General features: G+C 57.6%; 21 protein-coding genes. 9 read left to right on the top strand and 12 right to left on the bottom strand.

Annotated features, from left to right (window positions below):
* Window positions 1-70 precede the first annotated feature (70 nt).
* Entirely contained in the window at window positions 71-1,000 is a 930-nt protein-coding gene (locus GY33_RS0114645) for a DUF2156 domain-containing protein (RefSeq protein WP_326923850.1), read from the top strand.
* A 24-nt stretch (window positions 1,001-1,024) separates the two neighbouring features.
* Complete coding sequence (locus tag GY33_RS0114640; protein ID WP_031388050.1) at window positions 1,025-1,702, top strand: Crp/Fnr family transcriptional regulator; 678 nt, start codon at window positions 1,025-1,027, stop codon at window positions 1,700-1,702.
* Here GY33_RS0114640 and GY33_RS0114635 read toward each other — a convergent pair whose 3' ends face one another.
* The 4 genes from GY33_RS0114635 to GY33_RS0114615 form a co-directional block, all read right to left on the bottom strand.
* Window positions 1,703-2,272: a WbuC family cupin fold metalloprotein gene (locus tag GY33_RS0114635; protein WP_031388049.1), complete on the bottom strand. Its 570-nt coding sequence runs from the start codon at window positions 2,270-2,272 to the stop codon at window positions 1,703-1,705. It abuts the gene before it with no gap.
* Complete coding sequence (locus GY33_RS0114630) at window positions 2,269-3,561, bottom strand: peptidase U32 family protein (RefSeq protein WP_031388048.1); 1,293 nt, start codon at window positions 3,559-3,561, stop codon at window positions 2,269-2,271. The genes GY33_RS0114635 and GY33_RS0114630 overlap by 4 nt, the downstream gene beginning before the upstream one ends.
* 113 nt (window positions 3,562-3,674) lie before the next feature.
* A complete protein-coding gene (locus tag GY33_RS0114620; RefSeq protein WP_031388047.1) occupies window positions 3,675-4,535 on the bottom strand; it encodes a PHP domain-containing protein in 861 nt (286 codons plus the stop codon).
* Window positions 4,536-4,642: 107 nt separating this feature from the next.
* Window positions 4,643-5,020: a flagellar protein FlaG gene (locus GY33_RS0114615; protein ID WP_031388046.1), complete on the bottom strand. Its 378-nt coding sequence runs from the start codon at window positions 5,018-5,020 to the stop codon at window positions 4,643-4,645.
* Between the two features lie 470 nt (window positions 5,021-5,490).
* On the opposite strand from GY33_RS0114615, the gene GY33_RS0114610 reads away from it, so the two are divergent.
* Complete coding sequence (locus GY33_RS0114610) at window positions 5,491-6,438, top strand: flagellin N-terminal helical domain-containing protein (protein WP_031388045.1); 948 nt, start codon at window positions 5,491-5,493, stop codon at window positions 6,436-6,438.
* Window positions 6,439-6,566: 128 nt separating this feature from the next.
* Here GY33_RS0114610 and rnc read toward each other — a convergent pair whose 3' ends face one another.
* Window positions 6,567-7,256 carry a ribonuclease III gene (gene rnc, locus GY33_RS0114605; protein ID WP_031388044.1) on the bottom strand — a complete coding sequence of 230 codons (690 nt, stop codon included), beginning with the start codon at window positions 7,254-7,256 and terminating at the stop codon, window positions 6,567-6,569.
* Between the two features lie 430 nt (window positions 7,257-7,686).
* Between rnc and GY33_RS0114600 the strand changes: the two genes are divergently transcribed.
* Window positions 7,687-8,751, top strand: a complete 1,065-nt coding sequence (locus tag GY33_RS0114600; RefSeq protein ID WP_031388043.1) for a phosphotransacetylase family protein — start codon at window positions 7,687-7,689, stop codon at window positions 8,749-8,751.
* 73 nt (window positions 8,752-8,824) lie between these two features.
* Here GY33_RS0114600 and rnhA read toward each other — a convergent pair whose 3' ends face one another.
* The 3 genes from rnhA to GY33_RS0114585 form a co-directional block, all read right to left on the bottom strand.
* Entirely contained in the window at window positions 8,825-9,298 is a 474-nt protein-coding gene (rnhA, locus tag GY33_RS0114595; protein WP_031388042.1) for a ribonuclease HI, read from the bottom strand.
* A complete protein-coding gene (locus GY33_RS0114590; RefSeq protein ID WP_051822682.1) occupies window positions 9,291-9,875 on the bottom strand; it encodes a hypothetical protein in 585 nt (194 codons plus the stop codon). The genes rnhA and GY33_RS0114590 overlap by 8 nt, the downstream gene beginning before the upstream one ends.
* A 64-nt stretch (window positions 9,876-9,939) precedes the next feature.
* On the bottom strand, window positions 9,940-11,307 hold the full coding sequence (locus tag GY33_RS0114585; protein WP_031388040.1) for a phosphomannomutase/phosphoglucomutase: 1,368 nt from the start codon (window positions 11,305-11,307) through the stop codon (window positions 9,940-9,942).
* A gap of 184 nt (window positions 11,308-11,491) precedes the next feature.
* Here GY33_RS0114585 and hflK point away from each other — a divergent pair, with 184 nt between their 5' ends.
* The 3 genes from hflK (at window position 11,492) to GY33_RS0114570 (ending at window position 14,885) form a co-directional block, all read left to right on the top strand.
* A complete protein-coding gene (gene hflK, locus GY33_RS0114580) occupies window positions 11,492-12,637 on the top strand; it encodes an FtsH protease activity modulator HflK (protein WP_035272384.1) in 1,146 nt (381 codons plus the stop codon).
* Window positions 12,634-13,497: a protease modulator HflC gene (hflC, locus tag GY33_RS0114575; protein ID WP_031388038.1), complete on the top strand. Its 864-nt coding sequence runs from the start codon at window positions 12,634-12,636 to the stop codon at window positions 13,495-13,497. The genes hflK and hflC overlap by 4 nt, the downstream gene beginning before the upstream one ends.
* Window positions 13,498-13,673: 176 nt before the next feature.
* A complete protein-coding gene (locus GY33_RS0114570; RefSeq protein WP_031388037.1) occupies window positions 13,674-14,885 on the top strand; it encodes a bifunctional nucleoside/nucleotide kinase/histidine phosphatase family protein in 1,212 nt (403 codons plus the stop codon).
* Between the two features lie 85 nt (window positions 14,886-14,970).
* Here the strand turns inward: GY33_RS0114570 and GY33_RS0114565 are convergent, their stop codons facing one another.
* From GY33_RS0114565 to GY33_RS0114550, 4 genes are all read right to left on the bottom strand, one after another.
* Window positions 14,971-16,452 carry a fused MFS/spermidine synthase gene (locus GY33_RS0114565; protein ID WP_031388036.1) on the bottom strand — a complete coding sequence of 494 codons (1,482 nt, stop codon included), beginning with the start codon at window positions 16,450-16,452 and terminating at the stop codon, window positions 14,971-14,973.
* Window positions 16,453-16,477: 25 nt separating this feature from the next.
* Entirely contained in the window at window positions 16,478-18,151 is a 1,674-nt protein-coding gene (locus tag GY33_RS0114560) for an FmdE family protein (protein WP_235185536.1), read from the bottom strand.
* Complete coding sequence (locus GY33_RS0114555) at window positions 18,148-18,579, bottom strand: winged helix-turn-helix domain-containing protein (RefSeq protein ID WP_051822681.1); 432 nt, start codon at window positions 18,577-18,579, stop codon at window positions 18,148-18,150. Before GY33_RS0114555 ends, GY33_RS0114560 begins: the two co-directional genes overlap by 4 nt.
* Before the next feature lie 80 nt (window positions 18,580-18,659).
* Complete coding sequence (locus tag GY33_RS0114550; RefSeq protein ID WP_035272382.1) at window positions 18,660-19,346, bottom strand: hypothetical protein; 687 nt, start codon at window positions 19,344-19,346, stop codon at window positions 18,660-18,662.
* Between the two features lie 292 nt (window positions 19,347-19,638).
* On the opposite strand from GY33_RS0114550, the gene GY33_RS0114545 reads away from it, so the two are divergent.
* Both GY33_RS0114545 and GY33_RS0114540 read left to right on the top strand, forming a co-directional pair.
* Window positions 19,639-20,031: a response regulator gene (locus GY33_RS0114545; RefSeq protein ID WP_031388032.1), complete on the top strand. Its 393-nt coding sequence runs from the start codon at window positions 19,639-19,641 to the stop codon at window positions 20,029-20,031.
* 84 nt (window positions 20,032-20,115) lie between these two features.
* On the top strand, window positions 20,116-20,511 hold the full coding sequence (locus GY33_RS0114540; protein WP_031388031.1) for a response regulator: 396 nt from the start codon (window positions 20,116-20,118) through the stop codon (window positions 20,509-20,511).

The following is a 20,511-nucleotide window of genomic DNA, read 5'->3' as shown; positions in this document are numbered from 1 at the left end:
AACCGCAACGCGCCCGACGTCGACGTGATCCCGCTTTATCAACCGACCACTCCAAACCATGACCGTCAACATGCCCATGATGAGACAAAAAACCACATCCGCCACCATGCCGCTTGAGTTCCAGCAGATCACATTGAAAGATCAGGAGCGTTACCTGACCTTCCTGGCCCGTTGCCCCCAAATTACGTCGGACTACAGCTTCGCCAACATTTTCGGCTGGGCCGTGGAATATGGCCTGGAGTGGTGTTTTGAAGAGAATCTGGTCTGGCTGCGGCAACGGCGCCCGGAGCCGTTGCTCTGGGCTCCCGTGGGGGATTGGGAGGGTGTGGATTGGACCGCATTTCGGCCCTGGCTGTACAACGCCGCATTCCATCGCGTTCCCGAGAAACTGACGGAAATATGGCACGAAGCGTTCGGGGAGCGAATGATCCGGACCGAGGCCCCGGGGCAGTGGGACTACATCTATTCAGTCCCGGAGCTGATCGAACTCAAGGGCAACCGTTTTCACAAGAAGAAAAACCTGCTCCGCCAGTTTCAACGCAACTACCGCGCCGTGTACCACGCCCTGGACATGGATTGCGTGGAACGCGTACTGGAGATGCAGTCCAACTGGTGCACCTGGAAGGAATGCGCGGACTCCCACGCCTTGGAGGCTGAAAACACGGCCATCGAACGCGTGCTCCAAGAATGGGATTCCATCCCTGGATTGATGGGCGGGGCTTTGGAGGTCGAAGGCGAAATCGTCGCCTATACCGTAGCCGAAGCGCTGACCGCCGACACCGTGGTCATCCACTTCGAAAAAGGCAATACCGGGGTCAAGGGCGTCTACCAGGCCATCAACAACCTGTTCCTGGCCGACGCGGCAAGCGGATTCAAATACGTCAACCGGGAGCAGGACCTGGACGACGAGGGGCTGCGCAAAGCCAAGCTCTCCTACAATCCGATCTGCTTTCTAAAAAAATACGGCATCCGCTTCGTCGGCGCGGAACAGTCGGTTTGATGATCAATCAAGGAGGGAAACTCCATGGATGACGAGACCGCTTCATTGCTCAACCAAAGCCCGGTTTTCCAGGGACTGCCCGAAAGCCAGATTCAGGCTTTGGCCAGAATTGCCGAGCCCATAACCTATCGCCCCGGGGATCTGATCTTTTCGGAAGGCGATGATGCGGCGGGCTTTTTTTTAGTGATTTCAGGGCAGGTGAAGATCTACAAACTGTCCTTCGAGGGCAAGGAACAGGTGCTCCATTTTGTCGGTCCGGGTGAAATTTTTGCCGAGGTGCCGGTCTATTCCGGCGGAGCCTACCCGGCCAACGCGGATGCCCTGCGGGAAACCCGCACGCTTTTTTTCCCCAGACGGGCCATTCGCCGCCTCCTGGCCAACGACCCGAACCTGGCCATGATCATGCTGGCCGATCTGTCCAGGCGGTTGCGTCAGTTGACCAAGCTGGTGGAAAGCCTGTCCCTTAAGGAAAGTCCGGCCAGACTGGCCGCCTATCTGCTGCATGCCAGCGAAGAGCTGACCCACGCGGACCGGATCGAGTTGGACGTGACCAAAGGCCAGTTGGCCACCCTGCTGGGCACCACGCCGGAAACACTCTCCCGGACGCTGAAAAAAATGACGGACAATGAGGTGATCGAGGTTCAGGGGCGGACCATCAGGTTGCTGGACAAGGCGAGCCTTGAGCAGATGGCCGCGGGATGATCAGCGACCAGCTCCCCCATTCAATCCGCAAGCAATCCTAAACCGACGTTCCAGGCCGCGGATATAGTCTGCAGCCCCATCGCTGCCCGCATCCGGGGTCCAAGGCGCGAAATCCTTGTCCGTCACCGGAGAGTACGGACCGGGTTTGACCTCGTACAGTACGGTGTCCGGTTCCAGGGCCAGGATCGTATGCCAGACGCCGGGCCGGACGTCGGCTATCAGCTCGCCCCGCGCTTGACTCAGCAAAATATACTCTTCCAATATTTCCGCGCCGCGTTCCTCGAACAGCACAATGCCCGCCGCGCCGCGTAGGATCACGAATCCTTCGGACTTGGGCGGATCAAGATGACGGTGGGGTCTGGCGTAGGTTCCGGGTTGCAGCGCGTTGAGCATCCGGTGCAGGGGGTCGTGGTCGCCTTCATGCAGGATGTGCATTTCCCGCAGCCGGGGGTTTCGAGTCGCGTCCACGGCCTTTTGCTCCAGCATGCGTCGGCCAATGGCCTGAAAGCGAACATGCCCTGATATCGTGGCCAAGGGCGACAGACGGGTCAGGGTGGTCTGGGTGGTCATCGCGGCTGTTTCCTGGAAAGGTCCTGGGTTTGGCGCAGGAAGATATCCGGCGAGCATTCCGGATGCTCGCAGCGCAGCACCACCCGTTGTCCGGGATGAACCAAACGCATCGTTTCCCCCCGCTCGTTTTCCAGGCCGTACTCTCCGGGCCGCAGCATCGGCCGACGCAGGCCAGGCAGGACCAGTTCCACGGAGCCGGTCGCTTCCCAGCGATCCAGAACCTGGGCCGTCCAGCGACCAGGTCCATCCTGCCGCAACAGATGCCCGACCATGGTCATGTCGCCGCCGCACTCCCAACGCTTGGCCCTCACGGCCGGAGCGCCGGGCAGGAAAAAACCCGAATCCATGGGCCGGTGCAATGCGGTCCCGAGTTCACGCAGGTAACGGTCCGGCCTGAATTTCCCTCGGCCCAACTCGTCCAAAGCCGTACGGTACACGTCGCAGGTCAGCGCGACATACGCGGCGGAACGCATCCGGCCCTCGATCTTCAAGGCGTCGACGCCGTTGCGCTGGAGCCAGGGCAGATACTTGACCAGGCACAGATCCCGAGGGCTGAAAAAAGCCGTAAAGTCCTCCCCTTCCAGTACCTCCCACAAAACGTCTCCGGGGCGGAGCTGCTCCTCCACGGTCAGGGCCAGGGCCCGAGGCTTGTAGGCGAAGCGACAGGGCTGGGTGCAGCCGCCCTTGTTCGCCGAGCGGGCGTTAAGGTGGACGCTCAGGGAACAGCGTCCGGACAGGGCCAGACACATGGCCCCGTGCACGAACATCTCCAGTTCCATGCCCGGTGCTCTCTCCGACACAGCCCGTCGGAGGCCGCGAATATCCTTCAAGGTCAATTCCCTGGCCAGGTTGACGCGCCTTGCCCCCAAGTCCCGCCAGAACTCCACTGCCGCGCTGTTGCCGGTATTGGCCTGGGTGCTGACGTGCAGAGGCATGTCCGGCAAAAACTTCCGAGCCAGGGAGAATACCCCGGGGTCGGCCGCGATCAGGCCATCGACCCGCGTGTCCTGGGGAAATTCACCAAGCATCGTAAGGACTTCGCGAACAGCATCCAGGTCGGTTTCCAGGGGAAAGGCATTCAGACAATAATAGACGCGAACGTTCACGGACCGGGCCAGGGCCACCGCGTGACGCAAGGCGTCCCGATCAAAACCTCCGGCCCCGGCCCTGAGATTCAGAGCCGATCCACCAAGGTAAACGGCGTCCGCGCCGTAACGCAGCGCGACCTTCAGTTTGACAAGGTTCCCAGCGGGGGCCAACAGTTCCGGACGGAACGGGGATGACGACATGAAGGCGAGGAGAAAGAGGTGTCAGAAAGTCGAAAGAAATATACCGGAAAAACTTTCCGTGCCCAAATGCAGGCTGGATGACGACCAGACGATGGACAGGGACTGAACGACCGCTAAACGGGCAGACCGAGCTTGGCTCGGTGTTCTTTCATGGTCGCCAGCAAGGAAGCGGGGACGAACAGCTCGCCGAAACCCGAGCCCAGCCGAACGTTCGGCTTGACCGCGCCGTGGAAGTCGGAACCGCCGGTGACCAGAAAATCCATTTCCCGTGCAATGTCGAGATAAAGTCGTGTCTGATCCGGCCGGTGCAGCGTATAGATGGCTTCAATGCCATCCAATCCAAATTCCTTGAGCTGCTTCAACACGCCGCGTAAATCCCCCCCCATCAGCCCGAGCAGGAACGGATGGGCCAACACCACTGTCGCGCCCACGGACTTCAGGAGTTCGATGGCTTGTCGGGGTCCAAGTTTTTCCTTGGGAACATAGGCTTTGCCCTCAGAGCCGAGGTAGTCCTTGAATGCTTCACTCAGCTCACGAACGTAGCCCTTGGCATGCATCACCTGGGCGATGTGCGGACGGCCCACGGCATCCCCGCCGGATACTGCCAGGACGTCGTCGTAAGAAATATCCATGCCCAGAGCCTTGAGCTTGGCCATGATCAGATGGTTGCGCTCGTGCCGACGGTCCCGCAAAAAGCGCAGCGTCTCGCTCAGCTTGCTGGGGCCGGTGGGTATCCAGTAACCCAGAATATGCATGTTGCCGTTCTGGGAAACCACGCTCAACTCGCAGCCGGGAATAAAATCCACTCCCATGGCATCAGCCGCGGCGGCGGCCTCCTTGAGACCGCTGGTGGTGTCGTGGTCGGTAAGCGCAATAGCTTCCAGTTCAGCGTTCTTCGCCGCCTGGATCAATTCCGTGGGCGACAGGGTGCCGTCCGAGGCCGTTGAATGGGTATGCAGGTCTATTCCGGGCATGAATGCTTCCCTATCCTATTCCCGGTGTCCCTACAAGGAAGAACATTCCAGCACGAAAAGTCACCGACGCTCGAGCCTTCACCGGCACCAAGTCTCAAATGGACGCCCTAAAGCGATCTGTCCACGATCAAGCCCGCCATTTCCTCAATGGACTCAGCCAGCCGGATGATTTCATCCGGGGGAAAACGCCGCAGGACTTCCTTGGTTTTCGGATCAAACACCTCCACTTGAAGCCGCTCGCTCTTGTCCGTGACTTTCAGGCGAATATTCAATCCAGTTCCCCTCAAGTGCTCCTCAGCCACGTCCATAGCCTCCATCAAGGCGCTTTTTCCTCTCTGGCGAGGATCATCGCCCTTATGTTCATCGCGACCCTTTTCATGGTTGAGGATGCCGAGTTTGTCGCCTTCGGGCACGTTCAAAACATGAGCAACCCCAAGGTCGCCCGACACATATGAGCGGGTCTCAAGAGTATTTTCCACACGCATGGCTGTATCCTCACTACTTCATCAAATGTCGGGGAAGGGCTGTCCAACCAACAGGGACGCCAAAACACTATCTGCGCTTTAACATTCTTATCGGCCATTGCCCGAAAATCTTTAGCGGGACTCCCGACAATCCTCAAAAGCAACGTTCAAAACAAATATTTTCTTCCCGGCGTGCAATATTTTCAGCCCATTGTCATGACAATGACACGGGAAGCCTCTCCGGAAGTGATGATCGCCAAAAGCACAATGACACCATAAAAATTTAGAATTAAACAATAAAATTCGACACCACCATTCCGCCAATGAGTACTGACAAGAGAATCACCTTGTTAGCGCATATACGTCTCCAAAACAGGTCTTAGCGCACCACATAAAAAAGTAACACCATGGAAAAAAACAACTAAACACTGTTGGCACCCTCCTTGCTTAAAGCTGGGCATCACGATGTCACCCTTTTAGGAGGTTCAGCTATGGCTCTGACAATCAACAACAATTTAATGGCACAGAACGCCGCTCGAAACCTGTCCGCCGCCTATGGCAGACTCGGGACGTCCACGGAGCGGCTTTCTTCGGGATTACGCATCAACAGCGCCGCGGACGACGCCGCCGGGTTAGCCATCCGCGAACTGATGCGAGCGGAGATTTCCTCCATGCGACAAGGCATTCGCAACGCCAACGACGCCATTTCCATGATCCAGACCGCGGACGGCGCCCTGGCCGTCATTGACGAGAAGCTGATCAGGATGAAGGAACTGGCCACCCAGGCGGCCACCGGCACCTACAACTCCGATCAGCGTTTGATCATTGACTCGGAATATCAAGCCATGGCCTCGGAAATCACCCGAATCGCCAATGCCACGAAGTTCAATGGAATTTACCTGCTGAACGGCAATCTTTCCACAGGCTCTGGAAACCCAGCGGATTGGGGTGGAGATCATAACGGCGCCGGCCTTATCTCCAGTGGTCCTTTGAAAATTCACTTCGGGCCATCCAACAACAGCGCCGAGGACTACTACTACATTGCCATCGGTAACTCCACGGCATCAGCTCTCGGGGTCGGCAATGCGGCAAACCGAGACTATCGAAGCGCCTCTCACCTTGAAGGAAGAGCAGGTTTTTCCATCTCCACCCAAGAGGGAGCTCAGCTCGCCCTCGACGCTCTGGAAAACGCCATTCTCTCCAAGGACAACATCCGCGCCAGCCTCGGTGCCTTGCAGAATCGCTTGGCCAACACCATCACCAACCTGTCCATCCAGGCCGAAAACCTACAGGCCGCGGAGTCGCGAATTTCCGACGCGGACGTGGCCTTGGAAATGACCGAGTTCGTCCGCAACCAGATTATCACCCAGGCAGCGGTGGCCATGCTGGCCCAGGCTAATTCCCTGCCTCGGATGGCCATGCAGCTCATCAGCGGCTAATCACGAGCAACCGCTTGAGCCGCATCAGCGGCACGAATTGGAGTCTCCTTGACATCGGCTGACCTCCTGAAAAACTTCAGCCCCCGAGACGCACGTCTCGGGGGCTGAAAACGATCCTGGACGGGGGGTCAACTTTGCTTGAGGAATACCATGGCTTGACGGGCGGCATTCTGCTCGGCCTTTTTGACGCTGCTGCCCGAGTCCCGAAACTCCTCGCCAGTGGGTAATTTAAGCAGGACATGAAACGTCCGCTCGTGCTCCGGTCCTGAACTTCCCTCCAAATAATACACCGGACGATCCCGGCAATGTTGTTGGGTCAGCTCCTGGAGTTTGGTCTTGTGGTCCTTTTCCACGGACAGTTCCATCTGCCTGGGCCACAATCCGGCGAACCGCTCCAGAACCCACTGCTTGGCCACCGCGTATCCCCCATCCAGAAAAATCGCTCCAAGAAGCGCCTCGAAAGCGTCGCTGAGCAGCGATTGACGCTGCCGCCCTCCCTGATTCTCTTCGCCACGCCCCAGCAAAAGGACGTGGTCGATCTTCAACTTCCGGCTCAGCCCCGCTAAAACTCCTTCATTCACCAGCATGGCCCGAAACGTTGTCAACTGACCCTCGTTGGCTTCCGGATAGCGAACAAACAGTTCCTCGGTAATGCACAACTCCAGAACCGCATCCCCCAGAAACTCCAGGCGCTCGTTGCTCTGGCCTCTTCCGGGCGACTCGTTTGCATAAGAACTGTGCGTCAGGGCCTCATTCAATAATTTGACATCACCAAAAGCATATTGAATGCGCACCTGCACCTGCTCAATATCGTCCATTTTCACCTCTCAGTCGTGAATGAAACATTTCCAAATCCCAATCTTTTCTCTTCATCAAGCACCCGAGCCGACCTCCTCTGCCCTCCGCTTCCAGCGTTCAGCTCCAGGCCTGCCTCACGCCTCACGCCTCACGCCTCCTGGCTCCTGGCTCCTGGCTCCTGGCTATCAAGGAAAAAAATGCCCGGTCAAGCTTCGAGCCGTGACGTCTCCTTTCACCTCAAGCCCGCTCATTGAGCACTTCAAAACCTTTCATCGAGAAGAACGCGCCTTTTATCTAGGTTGAAGGAGACTTTCTCGAAAAATATTGCGATTGTTCGTGGGCAGGCGTAATGTACGCCTGCTTCGCCGGACAACTAAAAAACATCTTTCGGCATTTCGCGCTAGGCATCATCTTCCTACACGATTACGAACGTACGCAAGGAGGCATCCTATGGTCGGTATTTATGTGGGCTCGACGTCAGGCTATTCAGGAAAAAACCTGGTAGCCATGGGGCTTGGTCTCAAATTCCAAAAAGACGGCCTGAACGTCGGCTACATCAAGCCAGTGGGCGCCGTACCCGTGGAAAAAGACGGCAAAATGGGAGACGAAGACGCGTTCTTTGTTCAAGATGTGCTGGGACTGAAGGAAGATCCTGAACTAGTCACTCCCGTACTGGTCACCGAGGAGTTTAAAACCAAGGCCTTCGGCGGCCTGACCCATGACCTGATGGGCGACATCAAACGCAGCTACGAAACCCTCAGCAAGGGCAGAGACGTAACCATCGTCGCCGGCTCCGGGAGTATGTATTCCGGCAAGTACTGCAACGTGGACGCCGTGGAAGTCGTACGCACCTTGGGCATCAAATCCATCGTCATCGACCGCTGCTCCAAAGAACTGAACTACGACTACCTGGTCGTGCTCAAGGACGCCCTGGGCGATCAATTTATCGGCACGATTCTCAACGACATTCCCGCGGACTACATGGACGAGGTCAAAAACCGACTAGCCCCCTTCCTGGAGCGTAGCGGTGTAAAGGTCCTCGGCATTTTGCCCCGAGATCCGCTGCTCGGCGCGGTCCAGGTGGGCGAGCTGGCCCAACGACTCGGCGGACGAGTGGTCACGGCCAAGGACAAGGCCGACCGCGTCGTGGAAAATTTCCTGATCGGCAGTATGCAGGTCGAAAACTTCATGACCCACTTCCGCAAGAACAAAAATACCGCCATCATCATGGGCGGCGACCGCTCCGACGTTCAGTTGGTGGCCCTGGAAGGCGAATGCCCCTGCCTGATCCTGACCGGCAATATCTACCCCAACGACATCATCCTGACCCGGGCCGAGGTCAAGGAAATCCCGATCATCATCGTCCGCGACGACACCTTCACCATGGCCAAAAAAATGGACGCCATCATGTCCCGCCTGAAACTACGCGACTTGGTCAAGATCCAGCAAGGCGCCCAGGTGGTCAGTAACAACGTGGACATCCCCTACATCAAGGAACAGCTCGGATTGAAATAGTTTTCCGAACCGAGTCACGCAAAAAAAGGCGTCCCGCTTCGGGACGCCTTTTTTGTTGCCCAACACCGAGACGCTACCGTACGTACCCGGCGTCCTTCAACAGATTATTTCCTTGAGCGGCGGCACTGGCCAGCCTATCGCAACACTCGTTTTCCGGGTTTCCCGAATGGCCGCGAACCCAGTAGAAGCTTACGTCATGCGTCTGAAGCAAGGCATCCATGCGCAGCCAAAGGTCTTGGTTCTTGACCGCCTTCTTGTCCGCGGTCCGCCAGCCGTTGCGTTTCCACTTGGCCAGCCACCCTTTTTCAACGGCGTCATGAATGTATTTAGAATCCGTATAGAGCTCCACCACCGAACGGTCCGGCAGCAAGCTCAAGGCCTCGACCACGGCCAACATCTCCATCCGGTTGTTGGTGGTCAATCCGTAGCCGCCCGACAACTCCCGGCGTTCCCGGTCATCAAGCACCACCGCGCCCCAGCCTCCCGGTCCGGGGTTTCCCAAGCACGCGCCGTCGGTATAGATTTTCGTCACTCTGTCCTCACTCATTGAAGGGTCCTTCGTCGCGCACGATGCCCCGATAAGAGCCGCTCCCCGGAGGGCGATCGTCCGCATCATGATGATATTCCCGAAATTCGTCCTCCGGATTGTTCAGGGCATTCCAAATCAAGCTCAACGCTTCTCCCAGCCCCCGTTGCCAATTCCCGCTCGCCCAATACGGAGTGAAATGCTCTTCGCGTAAATATCTGGTAAAACCTTGCCCCAATGCCCGTTCCACGATGGGCGGCAAGACCACATGAAACATCTTGGATTCGGGATCAATACCAATGTGGATGGTCTTGGCATCCACAAGTGGCCGTGCCAACCCGTCATCGGCCACCACCAGCCGCAAATCCAGCCCGAATGATGATTTCAAGGCCCGAGACAAATCACGGATGGATTGCTTCTGCGCATCAGTCAGCATGCCGCCGCGATCCACGACAACCTGATGCGAATCCAGCATTTCAATGGTGCGCTGATTGTGCTTCCAGAACAGCCAGATCACGCCCATGAACACGAAGACCATGCCCAAAGCCCGCAACAGCCCCTCCCAGGGAGCGGCATCTCGTCTTACTCCGAACGGCATCTAAGACCTCGTGGCTGAAATTTGAAGTTCAAGGAGGAGCGAACCCAGGCCGCCCACGCTCCCCTCACCCGCCCAGTTCGGCTATCCATCGCCCCAGAGGCTCTTCCACCAAGGCACGAATTTCCTTCAAGCGAGCCTCGGATTCGGCCTCAAAACGCAAGACCAATATAGGCTGGGTATTGGAGGCGCGCAGCAGCCCCCAACCGTCGGGAAAAACGATGCGCACGCCGTCAACGTCCACCACGTCGAACCGTTCCCGAAAAAAGGCCTGAGCCCGCTCCACGATTTTAAATTTAATTTCCTCGGGGCAGTCCAAGCGGATTTCCGGAGTGGAGAAGATAGGCGGCCATTCATCGAGATAGGTGCTCAGCGGCTTGGCCGGATTTTGGCCGATGATCTCCACCAGGCGCATCGCCGCGTACAATGCGTCGTCGAATCCATAATACCGATCCGCGAAAAACATATGCCCGCTCATTTCTCCGGCCAAAGCCGCTCCAGTCTCCTGCATTTTGGCCTTGATCAGGGAATGGCCGGTCTGGCCCATGATTGGCTTGCCGCCATGGTCGGTGATGTCCTGAAACATCAAATGCGAGCATTTCACCTCGCCGATCACGGTAGCCCCTCGCTGCTCCTGAAGCACTTGGCGGGCAAAGACGGCCAAAAGGCGATCCCCATAGATCATCCGGCCCCGTTCGTCCAAAGCGCCGATACGATCCGCGTCGCCGTCCAGTCCGATGCCCAACTGGGCCCCGACCTCCAGGACTTTGGTTCTGAGATCATCGTTGTTCTCGTCACGGGTCGGGTCCGGATGATGATTTGGGAAATCCCCGTTCGGCTCGCAGTACAGCTCCACGACGTTCGCGCCGATCCGGCGCAACAGTTCGGCGCAAATCTTCCCACCAGCCCCGTTGCCTCCGTCCACGACGACCCGGACCGGGGCAGGGAGCTGGACCTGGGCGGAAAGTTCCTCCAGGTACGCCGGGACCACATCATGCTCGGAAGCGATCCCCTGCCCAACGCGGAACTCGCCGCGGGCCATGATCTCGTAGACTTCCCGGACATCCTCGGAATGAATCGTGCCAGCTCCGGACCAGACTTTGAACCCGTTGAATTCCGGAGGATTATGGCTGGCCGTGATCATCACCCCGGCTTGGCGGTTGAACTTTTTTACAGCATAATAAAAGAGCGGCGTGGGGACCATGTTGATAAACAGCACGTCCACCCCCGTGGCAAGGAGTCCTTTGATCATCGCGGTTTGATAACCGGGAGAGCTGTGTCGGCAATCGTGACCAACAACAGCCTGGCGCTGGCCTCTCTTGAGAAAAAACGTTCCGCATGCCTTGCCAAGCACTTCCACCCATGCTTCGTCGAAATCACGATCCACAACCCCACGGATATCGTAGGCTCGAAATATTTCCGGTTTGATCAGCATATTTCCAGCTCCTCGGAATAGTCACCGATTTTGGTGTTTACGGTTCAGAGCCAAACGTCGAAGGAAGAACCTTTAAGCGGATTTGCGCCGCAAGCCAAGCCCGAATGCCTGATTCACAGGTCGGCAAGGAATCAAAAATCATCTCGCCTTGACCTCAAATCAGGGTTGCTTTAGTTTGACAAACATGAACTGGGACTGGGACAAACTCCAAGACAAACGGAAAAGGAACGGCCCCCCTGGGGCTCCGGATCTCGCGCAACTCAACGAGCAGTTGAACAAGCTGAAAAACATCAAGCTGCCCGGCGGCGGCAAGATCGTAGTTTTAGTGCTTCTTCTGCTGTGGCTTGCCTCGGGGATCTACATCGTCAATCCCGACGAAGTGGGTGTCGTCCAACGATTCGGCGCCTATAACCGCATAACCGACCCAGGGCCGCACTTCCGCATCCCCTTCCCCTTTGAGTCCGCGCAGACTCCCAAGGTGACGCAGGTTCGGCGTTTTGAAATCGGCTACCGCACCATTCAGGCTCCTTCGGCAATGGGCGGGGAGCCTCAGTACCGGATCGTACCGGAAGAGTCGCACATGCTCACCGGCGATGAAAACATCGTGGACGTTCAATTCATCGTCCAATATCAACTCAATGACCCGGTCAAATTTTTGTTTAATATCCAGATGCCCGACGCATCGGTAAAAAGCGCCGCGGAGGCGGCCATGCGCGAGGTCATCGGCTATAATAAACTGGATGCTGCCCTGACTGACGGCAAACCGGCCATTCAGGATGAAACTCGGGCTTTGATGCAAAATATCATGGACCGATACGAGTCCGGAATCCAGATATTGGCCGTCCAGCTCCAGGACGTCCAACCGCCGGAACCGGTCATCGATTCCTTCCGCGACGTTGTCCGCGCCAGGGAGGACGCGGTCCGCATCCAGAACCAGGCCGAAGCCTACCGCAACGACATCGTCCCTCGTGCCCGAGGTGAAGCCGCCGTGATCATCAACCAGGCCGAAGCTCACAAGGAAGCCGTAGTTCGACGGGCGGAGGGTGAGGCCCAACGCTTCCTGTCCATGCTTGCGGAATACAACCAAGCCCCGGACGTCACCAGGACCCGACTCTATCTCGAAACCATGGAAGAGGTTTTAAGCAATCCCGAACTTATGAAGACCTTCATCTCGGACAACGCGCTGAGCCAAGTGCTCCCGTATTTACCCCTCGGCGCCATCACCCCCAAGGCGCAGCGGCCTGACGCTTCGGAGGCCGCCACGCAGCAAGCCAGACAGCCGGCCCCCGCCAGTACCGCGCCATCCGTACGAGGAGGTCGAGCACAATGAAAACCCCTACCCTGACCCTCCCGATGATATTGGTCGCCTTGTTCATCGGCTTCCTGGTGGTCACGCAAAGCGCGTACATCGTGGATGAAACTGAACGCGCCATTGTGCTTCAACTTGGGAAACCTGTTGGTGAAACCAAAGCCCCTGGTCTGCACTTCAAGCTGCCCTTTGTCCAAAACGTCCTTTTCTTCGACTCCCGAATCCTGGATTATGATTCCCGTCCGGCGGAAATTCTGACCAGGGACAAGAAGAACATGATGGTGGACAATTATACAAAATGGCGGATCATCGACCCCTTGCGCTTCTACACCACCCTGCGCACTCTGCCCATGGGCCAGGCTCGGCTGGATGACGTCGTCTACGCCGAACTGCGCGTCCTGCTCGGTCAGCACACCCTGACCGAGGTGGTCACCACCAAACGGTCCCAGATCATGGAAGAGCTGACCCTCAAGAGCAACGAGCTGATCCAGGAATACGGCATCGAAGTCATCGACGTGCGGATCAAGCGCACGGACTTGCCGGCGGAAACCCAACGAGCGGTGTTCAACCGGATGATCGCCGAACGGGAGCGTGAAGCCAAGACCTACCGCGCCGAGGGCGAGGAAACCGCGGCCAACATCCGCTCCCTGGCCGACCGGGAGCGAGTAATCCTTATTGCTCAGGCCAACCGTACGTCCCAACATCTTCGCGGTGAAGGCGACGCGCAAGCCATCAAGATCTTCGGGGAAGCCCTGAATCAGGCTCCTGATTTCTACGAGTATCTTCGGACCCTGGAAGCCTATAAAAAGACCATAGGTGCAAACACCCAGGTCATCCTGACGCCCTCCAGCCCGTTTTTACGGCTGTTACAAGATAACTGAGCAACTTCAGCCTGAAGTCGGGAGATCAAGATATCCAAACAAAAAGAGCGGGACCAGCGTCCCGCTCTTTTTGTTTGCTCACTCGCCCACCAACTTGCTTGTCAAGACGACTTGCCATCCCCTTCTCCAGGCCGTCGCCGATCACAGCTCCTCTCCCCAAAAAGGAACGCAAGCCCATGAATCACAAAAAACTCTGCATCGTCATGGTCGGCCTTCCGGCTCGCGGCAAGTCCACCATTGCCTGCCGTCTCCGGGAGAGTCTGGAAACGGAAAACTTCAAGGTCGAAATCTTCAACAACGGAGAGGTCCGCCGAAGGATACTTCCCGAGAACACGGCCTCCGCCGATTTCTTCAGCCCGGACAATCTGGAAGGCGTCCGCTTGCGGGAATGGATCGCACGCCAGAATTTGCAGTCCGCCAGACAATTCCTCGACCAGGGAGGATGTATCGCCATTCTTGACGCCACGAATATCAGTCGGGAACGACGAGACACCATCCGTCGGGACATGGAGCAAGTCCCCGTACTGTTCATCGAGTGCGTCAACGACGACGAAGAATTGCTGACCACCAGCATTACCCACAAGACAAAAATTTCCGAGTTCGGACACATGTCGTTGCCCGAGGCGATCAGGAACTTCAAGGATCGCATCCAGTTCTACGCCAGCCGGTATGAGCCCCTGGACAGGGAAAGCAACTACGTGGTGCTCAACTCGCTACAAAACAGGGTGGTTCGGGAAAAGACGACCGACAACATTCCGCACTATCCCCGCATTCGAGACATCCTGGTCTCGGATATGATCCAGAATCTCTACTTGATCCGCCACGGGGAAACTTTTTTCAACCAGGAACGACGCATCGGAGGGGACTCGCCACTCACCGAAAAGGGAGTGGACCAAGCTGGATTGCTGGGTGAGCATTTTAGGACGACCCGGATTCCATTCATTTTTACCAGCAAAAAGCGCAGAACGATCCAGATGGCCCAGCCGATCATTGCCGCCCAGGCGGAATGCACCCACGTTGCCTTGCGCGAATTCGACGAAATCCGCTCCGGAATCTGCGACTCACTGACCTATGATGAGATTCGAGAGCGCCATCCGGAAATCCACGTTGCCCGGAGCATGGACAAATACCACTACATTTACCCCGGCGGAGAAGGCTATGTTACGCTGCAATCCAGAATCCAGCTCGGCATCAAAAAGGCCTTGTACCTCAGCGGCAGGGCTGAACATATCGTAATCATCGGCCATCAGGCCGTGAACCGCATGATCCTCTCGTACTTCCTCTATCGTCGCCTGGAAGACGTCCCCTACATCTTCATTCCTCAGGACAGGTACTTCCACATTGTCTCCACGCAGACCAAAAAGCTCTTCGAGTTGAAACGGTTTTAAGCGTTTTCCGGGATTCCGGCCCCACCACTCCGGCTCTCTCCCAAGCGACAACTGACGGTAAAGTTATCGCAACCAAATGAGCCCATTAGGGCAAATACCGCTCCACCGGGGCCAGGGCGTCGGTGAGCACGGGGAGATCGCGAGGAATAGAGTGCGGCCAACGATGGTCGAGCTTGGCAATCAACTCGGGAGGTCCGTGCCCTGACCCCACATCGCGCAACGGGCTGTTTCCCGCGATCAGAACAATATTCTGGACCCGCTCGGGGTCGGCGGGATCGGCCACCAAGAATGTCTCCACCTGGGTGAACACGGCGTCCATGGTCGCCAGCAGGGCCCGCAACATCCGCCCTTCCAGACCGGACACGGCGGAGATCAGATTGGCCACGACCACCCCGCGATCGGTCAGGTTGGCGGAAATGCGTTCCATGGCCTCAACGGTGGTCAGCTGGAAAGGGACGGAGTAATGGGAACTGAAGGCGTCCAAAATGATCACGTCGTAGGGCGCATGGGTCCGGTTCAGAAAGCGACGGGCGTCCTGGTGATGGAGTTCAATCCGCTGCCCCGTCGTCCCGCTCGGATCAAACCCGAAATGATTCCTGGCTAATCTCGTGAAGACCGGGTCGATCTCCACAACGTCCAGATCCAGGTCCGCCCGGGTCCGCATCAGATGCTTGGGAAACGAGTACCCGCCCCCGCCGACCATCAGCACCCGTCGATAATCAGGAACATACAGCTCGGCGAGCCGGAAAAAGCGCGTGTACGGGAGGGCCAGCTCCACGGGATCATCCAGGTACATGGCGGACTGAAGCCAGCCCGGGCCGGTGGACATGATCCGCATTCGGCGGCCCGAGCTTTCCTCTTCAGCCTCAGCCACGATGATCCGGTTGTAAGCCGTGTCCAGATCAAAGTAGCCCTGGGCCGCCAAGGCTTGGCGATACTGGACGTGCAGGAATCCGCCTACGATTAACGAAGCCAGAAACGCGCTTTTCACCACCATGCCGGAGCGCGGGGACAAGGCCATGGCCAACAGGGCCATGACCGCGCCCAAGACCAGCAAAATAGGCAGACTGCCGAAAAAGGACAGGAGTACGAATCCGGCCAGAAACGTTCCCACGATGCTGCCGATGGTGGACAGGGCGTACATCCGCCCGACCACGGCACCGGAATGCTCCAGGGAGGCCAGCTTCATCTTCACGGCATAGGGAGCGATCATCCCCAGAAGGATGCTGGCCGGACCAAACAGGCTCACGGTGGCCAGAAGCACCCCAAGATGCAGCCCGGGAACATGGCCCTGGATCAGCCGCAAAACCGGGGCCTGAAGCACCGCCGTCAAGGCGATCAGCACCCCGGCCCAGAAGACGATCCATGCCAGACCGGACCTCGTCGGCCCTTTGTCCGCCAGCTGACCGCCCCACCAGTAGCCGATGCTCAAGGCGGCCAAAACCACGCCGATCAGCCCGGTCCAGACCACCAGGGACGTACCCAGAAACGGGGCCATAATCCGCGAGCCGGTCAGCTCCAGGATCATCACCACGGCCCCACAGAGAAAAACGGTCAGTTCCAGCATAACGACTCTATCCCCAAAGCAAAGGCTATTTACCGAAAGGACATTTGGGGAAAGAACACGTTCTGCACTGCATACACAGTGAGCCGGCCCCCATCCGGGCCAGCTCGCCCCGGCTGACGCTTCGCCCCGCCAGGAGCCTGGGCAGGAAAAGATCCAGGCTGGTGGTCTTGAAAAACAATGCGCAGGCGGGAATACCCAGGACCTGGACCGAGCCGATGCGCCCGAAAAGGGTCATGGTTCCGGGCAGAATGGGCGCACCGTAGAGCAGATCCTCGGCTCCGGCTTCCTGCAGGGCTTGGCGGGTCACATCGTCCGGGTCCACGGACAATCCGGCAGTGGTGATCAGCATATCCGCGCCCAAATCCAGAAGCTCTCGGACAGCCGCGACAATGGCTTCCCGGCTGTCCGGGACGATCCGGCTGGCCAGAACCTCACTCCCCAAAGCCTGGACCTTGGAACCGACAATGGGCACGAATTTGTCCTCCACCAGTCCCTGAAACACTTCCGTGCCCGTGACCAACACGCCGACTTTGGCCTTGCGGAGCGGCGACACGGAAAAAAGAGGCTCTGCCCCCAGGACGCTCATGGCCCGCAAAAACAGATGCCGGGACAGATACAGCGGAATGGCCCTGGTTCCGGCAATGGTCATGCCCTGCTTGACCAACACGGCATCGTGCCTTGAAGCGCACATCACCTCCGGAACAAGGTTGAAGGCTTCCAGCCGATCCCGTTCCACGTTGAGCAGCCCGTCCCGAACGGCCAGCAAGTCCACTTTGCCTTCCCGGGGAGGCAGACGCAGTTCCACTCCTTCCCCGGCCATGGCCCGGGCAAAAGCCTCGGCGGCCTCGTTCTCGTGCACCCAATCCGCCCCTTCGCCGGATTCCGCCTCTGATTCCTGGACATAGACCCGCATCCGGCCCATCTGCTGCAACCGGCAGATATCGCCCACGTTGATCTCCTGCCCCTTGACGAACACCGCGTCCTTGGTCTTGCCGGGCTCGATCCGGGTCATGTCGTGCAAAACCTTACGCCCCACGGCCTGGTCCACGGGCACGGCCCGGGGCAAGGGTGCTACCGAGGCGGCCATACTCTCCACATAAGGGGCTTCCCCCTGGCAGGCCCGGCAGATCCGGCCGTCCAGCTGAGGATAGGCTTCCTTGCAGACCGGACAGACCACGATGCCGCCCCGTCCTTTGCGTTGCAGCAGGTGCGGGGCCACCTGGATCGTCTCCAGGCTGCACACGCTCGCGCCGGCGGCCTTGATCTCCGCGAACAGGGCCGCGCTGTCCTGCTCTTTCTTGGGCAGAAGCTTCATGTACCAGGTCCGAATGGCCGACCAGTCGGCGACTTTTTCCGGGTCCAGGTAGATCCGCACGCCGCTGCCGGAATATTTGTCGAACAAGGTCAGGGCGTACCGGCCAAGATTGATCACCCGCAGCCAACCGTTGCCGATGGTGCAGGGAGTAAGCAGCTGCACGGCGTCCGGCAGGCAGTGAGTGGTTTCGGAGATGGCGTCGAAAAGCGTGTCCTCGGGCAGGCACCGTCGAGCCTCCTCGACCATGAAGCCCCCAAGCACCAGCCCCGGCGCGGCGGAACCGTGAAAATCACGAACCAGCAAAACAAAATCTTCGAACGACCGGGAACCGACGTACACGGACTGGTCTTCAAGGGCCTCTTTTCCGATCTCTTCAGCGGTCATAAATGCTCCTTGTCAGCGAAATCTCTTGTCGTTGAAACGGAATCGGACGCACACTTTTCTGGTAAGCCGGGCGAAGAACGATACGGCAGGACCGGCCAGGGAAAATGCTCCTGGGCCAAGGTCAGGGCATTACGCTCCACCTCGTCGTGCCATTTCAAAAAGCCGTCGGCCAAATGCTCGCCAAAGTCGGTGAGCACATAGCCCTTGCCCTCCTTGCGCACCAGATCCTTTCCCAGATACTCCTGGGCCTGGCGAATCTTGCCCCAGGCCGCCCGGTAGGAAATACCCAATTTATCCGCGGCCCGACGCAATGAACCACACTCCCTGATCCTGACCAGGAGCATGGCCCGTCCCAGGCCGATCAACGCGCCTCGGTCGTTTTCCAGCCAAAGGTGCAGGCGCATGGACGGAGGCATATTTTTTTGCATGGGCACTTCCATATGCTAATATAAACATAATGACAAGCGACGGTTTCTTGACCCGGACAGTTTTTCGGTCGCCGTGTGTTCTAGATTTTCTGCATGGTGAAGCTGACGGCGTAGCGCTTGGATTTGCCGAACAGGAGGGCGATTCGCCCGTTCTCGCTGCCGTCGAACTGTAGCCCCAGGTCTTTGGGACGGAAAATGGCTCGGGCTTTGATCAGTTTCCGCAAGGATGTCTCCACGCTTCCTTCGCGGCGGTGGATGTACAGCCGCAAATCAGGGAGGACATTGCCCTCGATGGTTCCTGTTTTTTCCCGGACCGAAAAATTCGCCCGAGGACCGAATAATCCGGAGATCTCGAACTTGAACAACCGTTCCAAGACTCGCATCATTCCGGCCTGGGGGTTCTCTCCAGAATAAAGATTCCAAAGAAATCGCCCGATTCCGTAAATGTCGCTCCACCAAACGCCCTCGCGATTCAAAACATGAACCCCGGAGGGAACGAGCTGGTGGGAGCCCAGGCCGAGGTCGTCGGTCTTAATGTCGAAACTAATCTGCCGACAGCCCAAATGCCGCTGTTTTTCCCGAACCAACAGCGCCGAATTCTTGGGCGTCAACAGCTTCAAAGCCATCCGGTCTCGAGGCTGCAAGGGGATTCCCCGAGTTCGCTCCACCGCGGCGATGATGTCCATGGCGCAGGAGGTGATAAGCCGCTGGTCACGAACAATCAGGGGCGAATGCGCTTCGTTTCTGTCATCGGAAGATGCGTTCATAGCAAGACGGATACGATCAATCGGTCGACGGCAAGGGTATTTCCCAGGCGAATTCTCGTTGCTCGGGTTTGCGTTTTACGGTGATTGCATTTATGAAATCTTGAAGTCATTTTATACTTAACTTTTCGCGACTCCAGCATTGATCTGGCAATTTATCAAGCAAGAAACGGTCCAACGGCCCCTCAAAGCCTGAACAGAGGCCGGAGCAAAGCGATCTACCCAAATAACTCGTCCACCTCAGTCCCATGGCCAAGCCTTGGTCGGAGTGTGAGCACAAACAAGGTAGCGTGTCATGTCCGCACGAATTCTCGTGGTTGAGGACGAACAACTCAACAGATTCGCGCTCAAAAAGCTTTTGGAAAAAGGAGGCTACACCGTTCATGAGGCAGAAGACGGACGGAGGGCTCTGGAATTGATGGAGCAGGAAACCGTGGACTGCATTCTGATGGACGTCCAATTGCCGGTCATGAACGGAGTGGAGGCCACAGAGGTCATCCGGGCCCATGACGGCTCCCGGTACAACCCTAAAACCCCCATCATCGCCCTTACCGCGTACGCCATGCCGGGAGACAAGGAAAAAATTTTGACCTCCGGCATGGACGACTATCTCGCCAAACCCGCCACATACCAGCAATTGGAGAAGGTTTTGCTCAAGTATCTCCCCAAAAACGACACTGAGGCGTAACATGGCGACTTCACGGCCTCGGCGAAGCAAACCCGGCTCTTGGACCGATCATATCGTTTTCCCAATTTGCGAAGGAGCGAGCTTATGAAGGTTCTTATCGTCGATGACGACTTGGCGAATCGCGTGGTGATGCAGTCGTTCATGCGCGAAAAGGCGTCCCACATCAACATGGCCGCCAATGGAGAGGAAGCCGTCCAGGCGTTCGTCATGGCCCTGGACGAACAGAATCCATACTCCTTGATTCTCATGGACATCATGATGCCGGTCATGGACGGCCAAGAGGCGTTGAAAGCCATTCGCAAGCTGGAAAAGGACCGCGGCGTCCCCCCTGGAGGCGAGGTCAAAGTGATCATGGTCTCCTGTCTTGAAGACCAAAAAAACGTCTGCCAGGCCTTTTTTCAGGGTATGGCCACCTGCTATCTGACCAAACCGTTGAGCAAGGAAGGCCTGGAGACGGCCCTGGGAAGCATTTCGCTCTGA

The organism is Desulfonatronum thiodismutans (assembly GCF_000717475.1).
GTDB lineage: Bacteria > Desulfobacterota > Desulfovibrionia > Desulfovibrionales > Desulfonatronaceae > Desulfonatronum > Desulfonatronum thiodismutans.
Note: the sequence above shows the minus strand (reverse complement) of the source record. Positions and strands in the feature narration are given on the sequence as shown.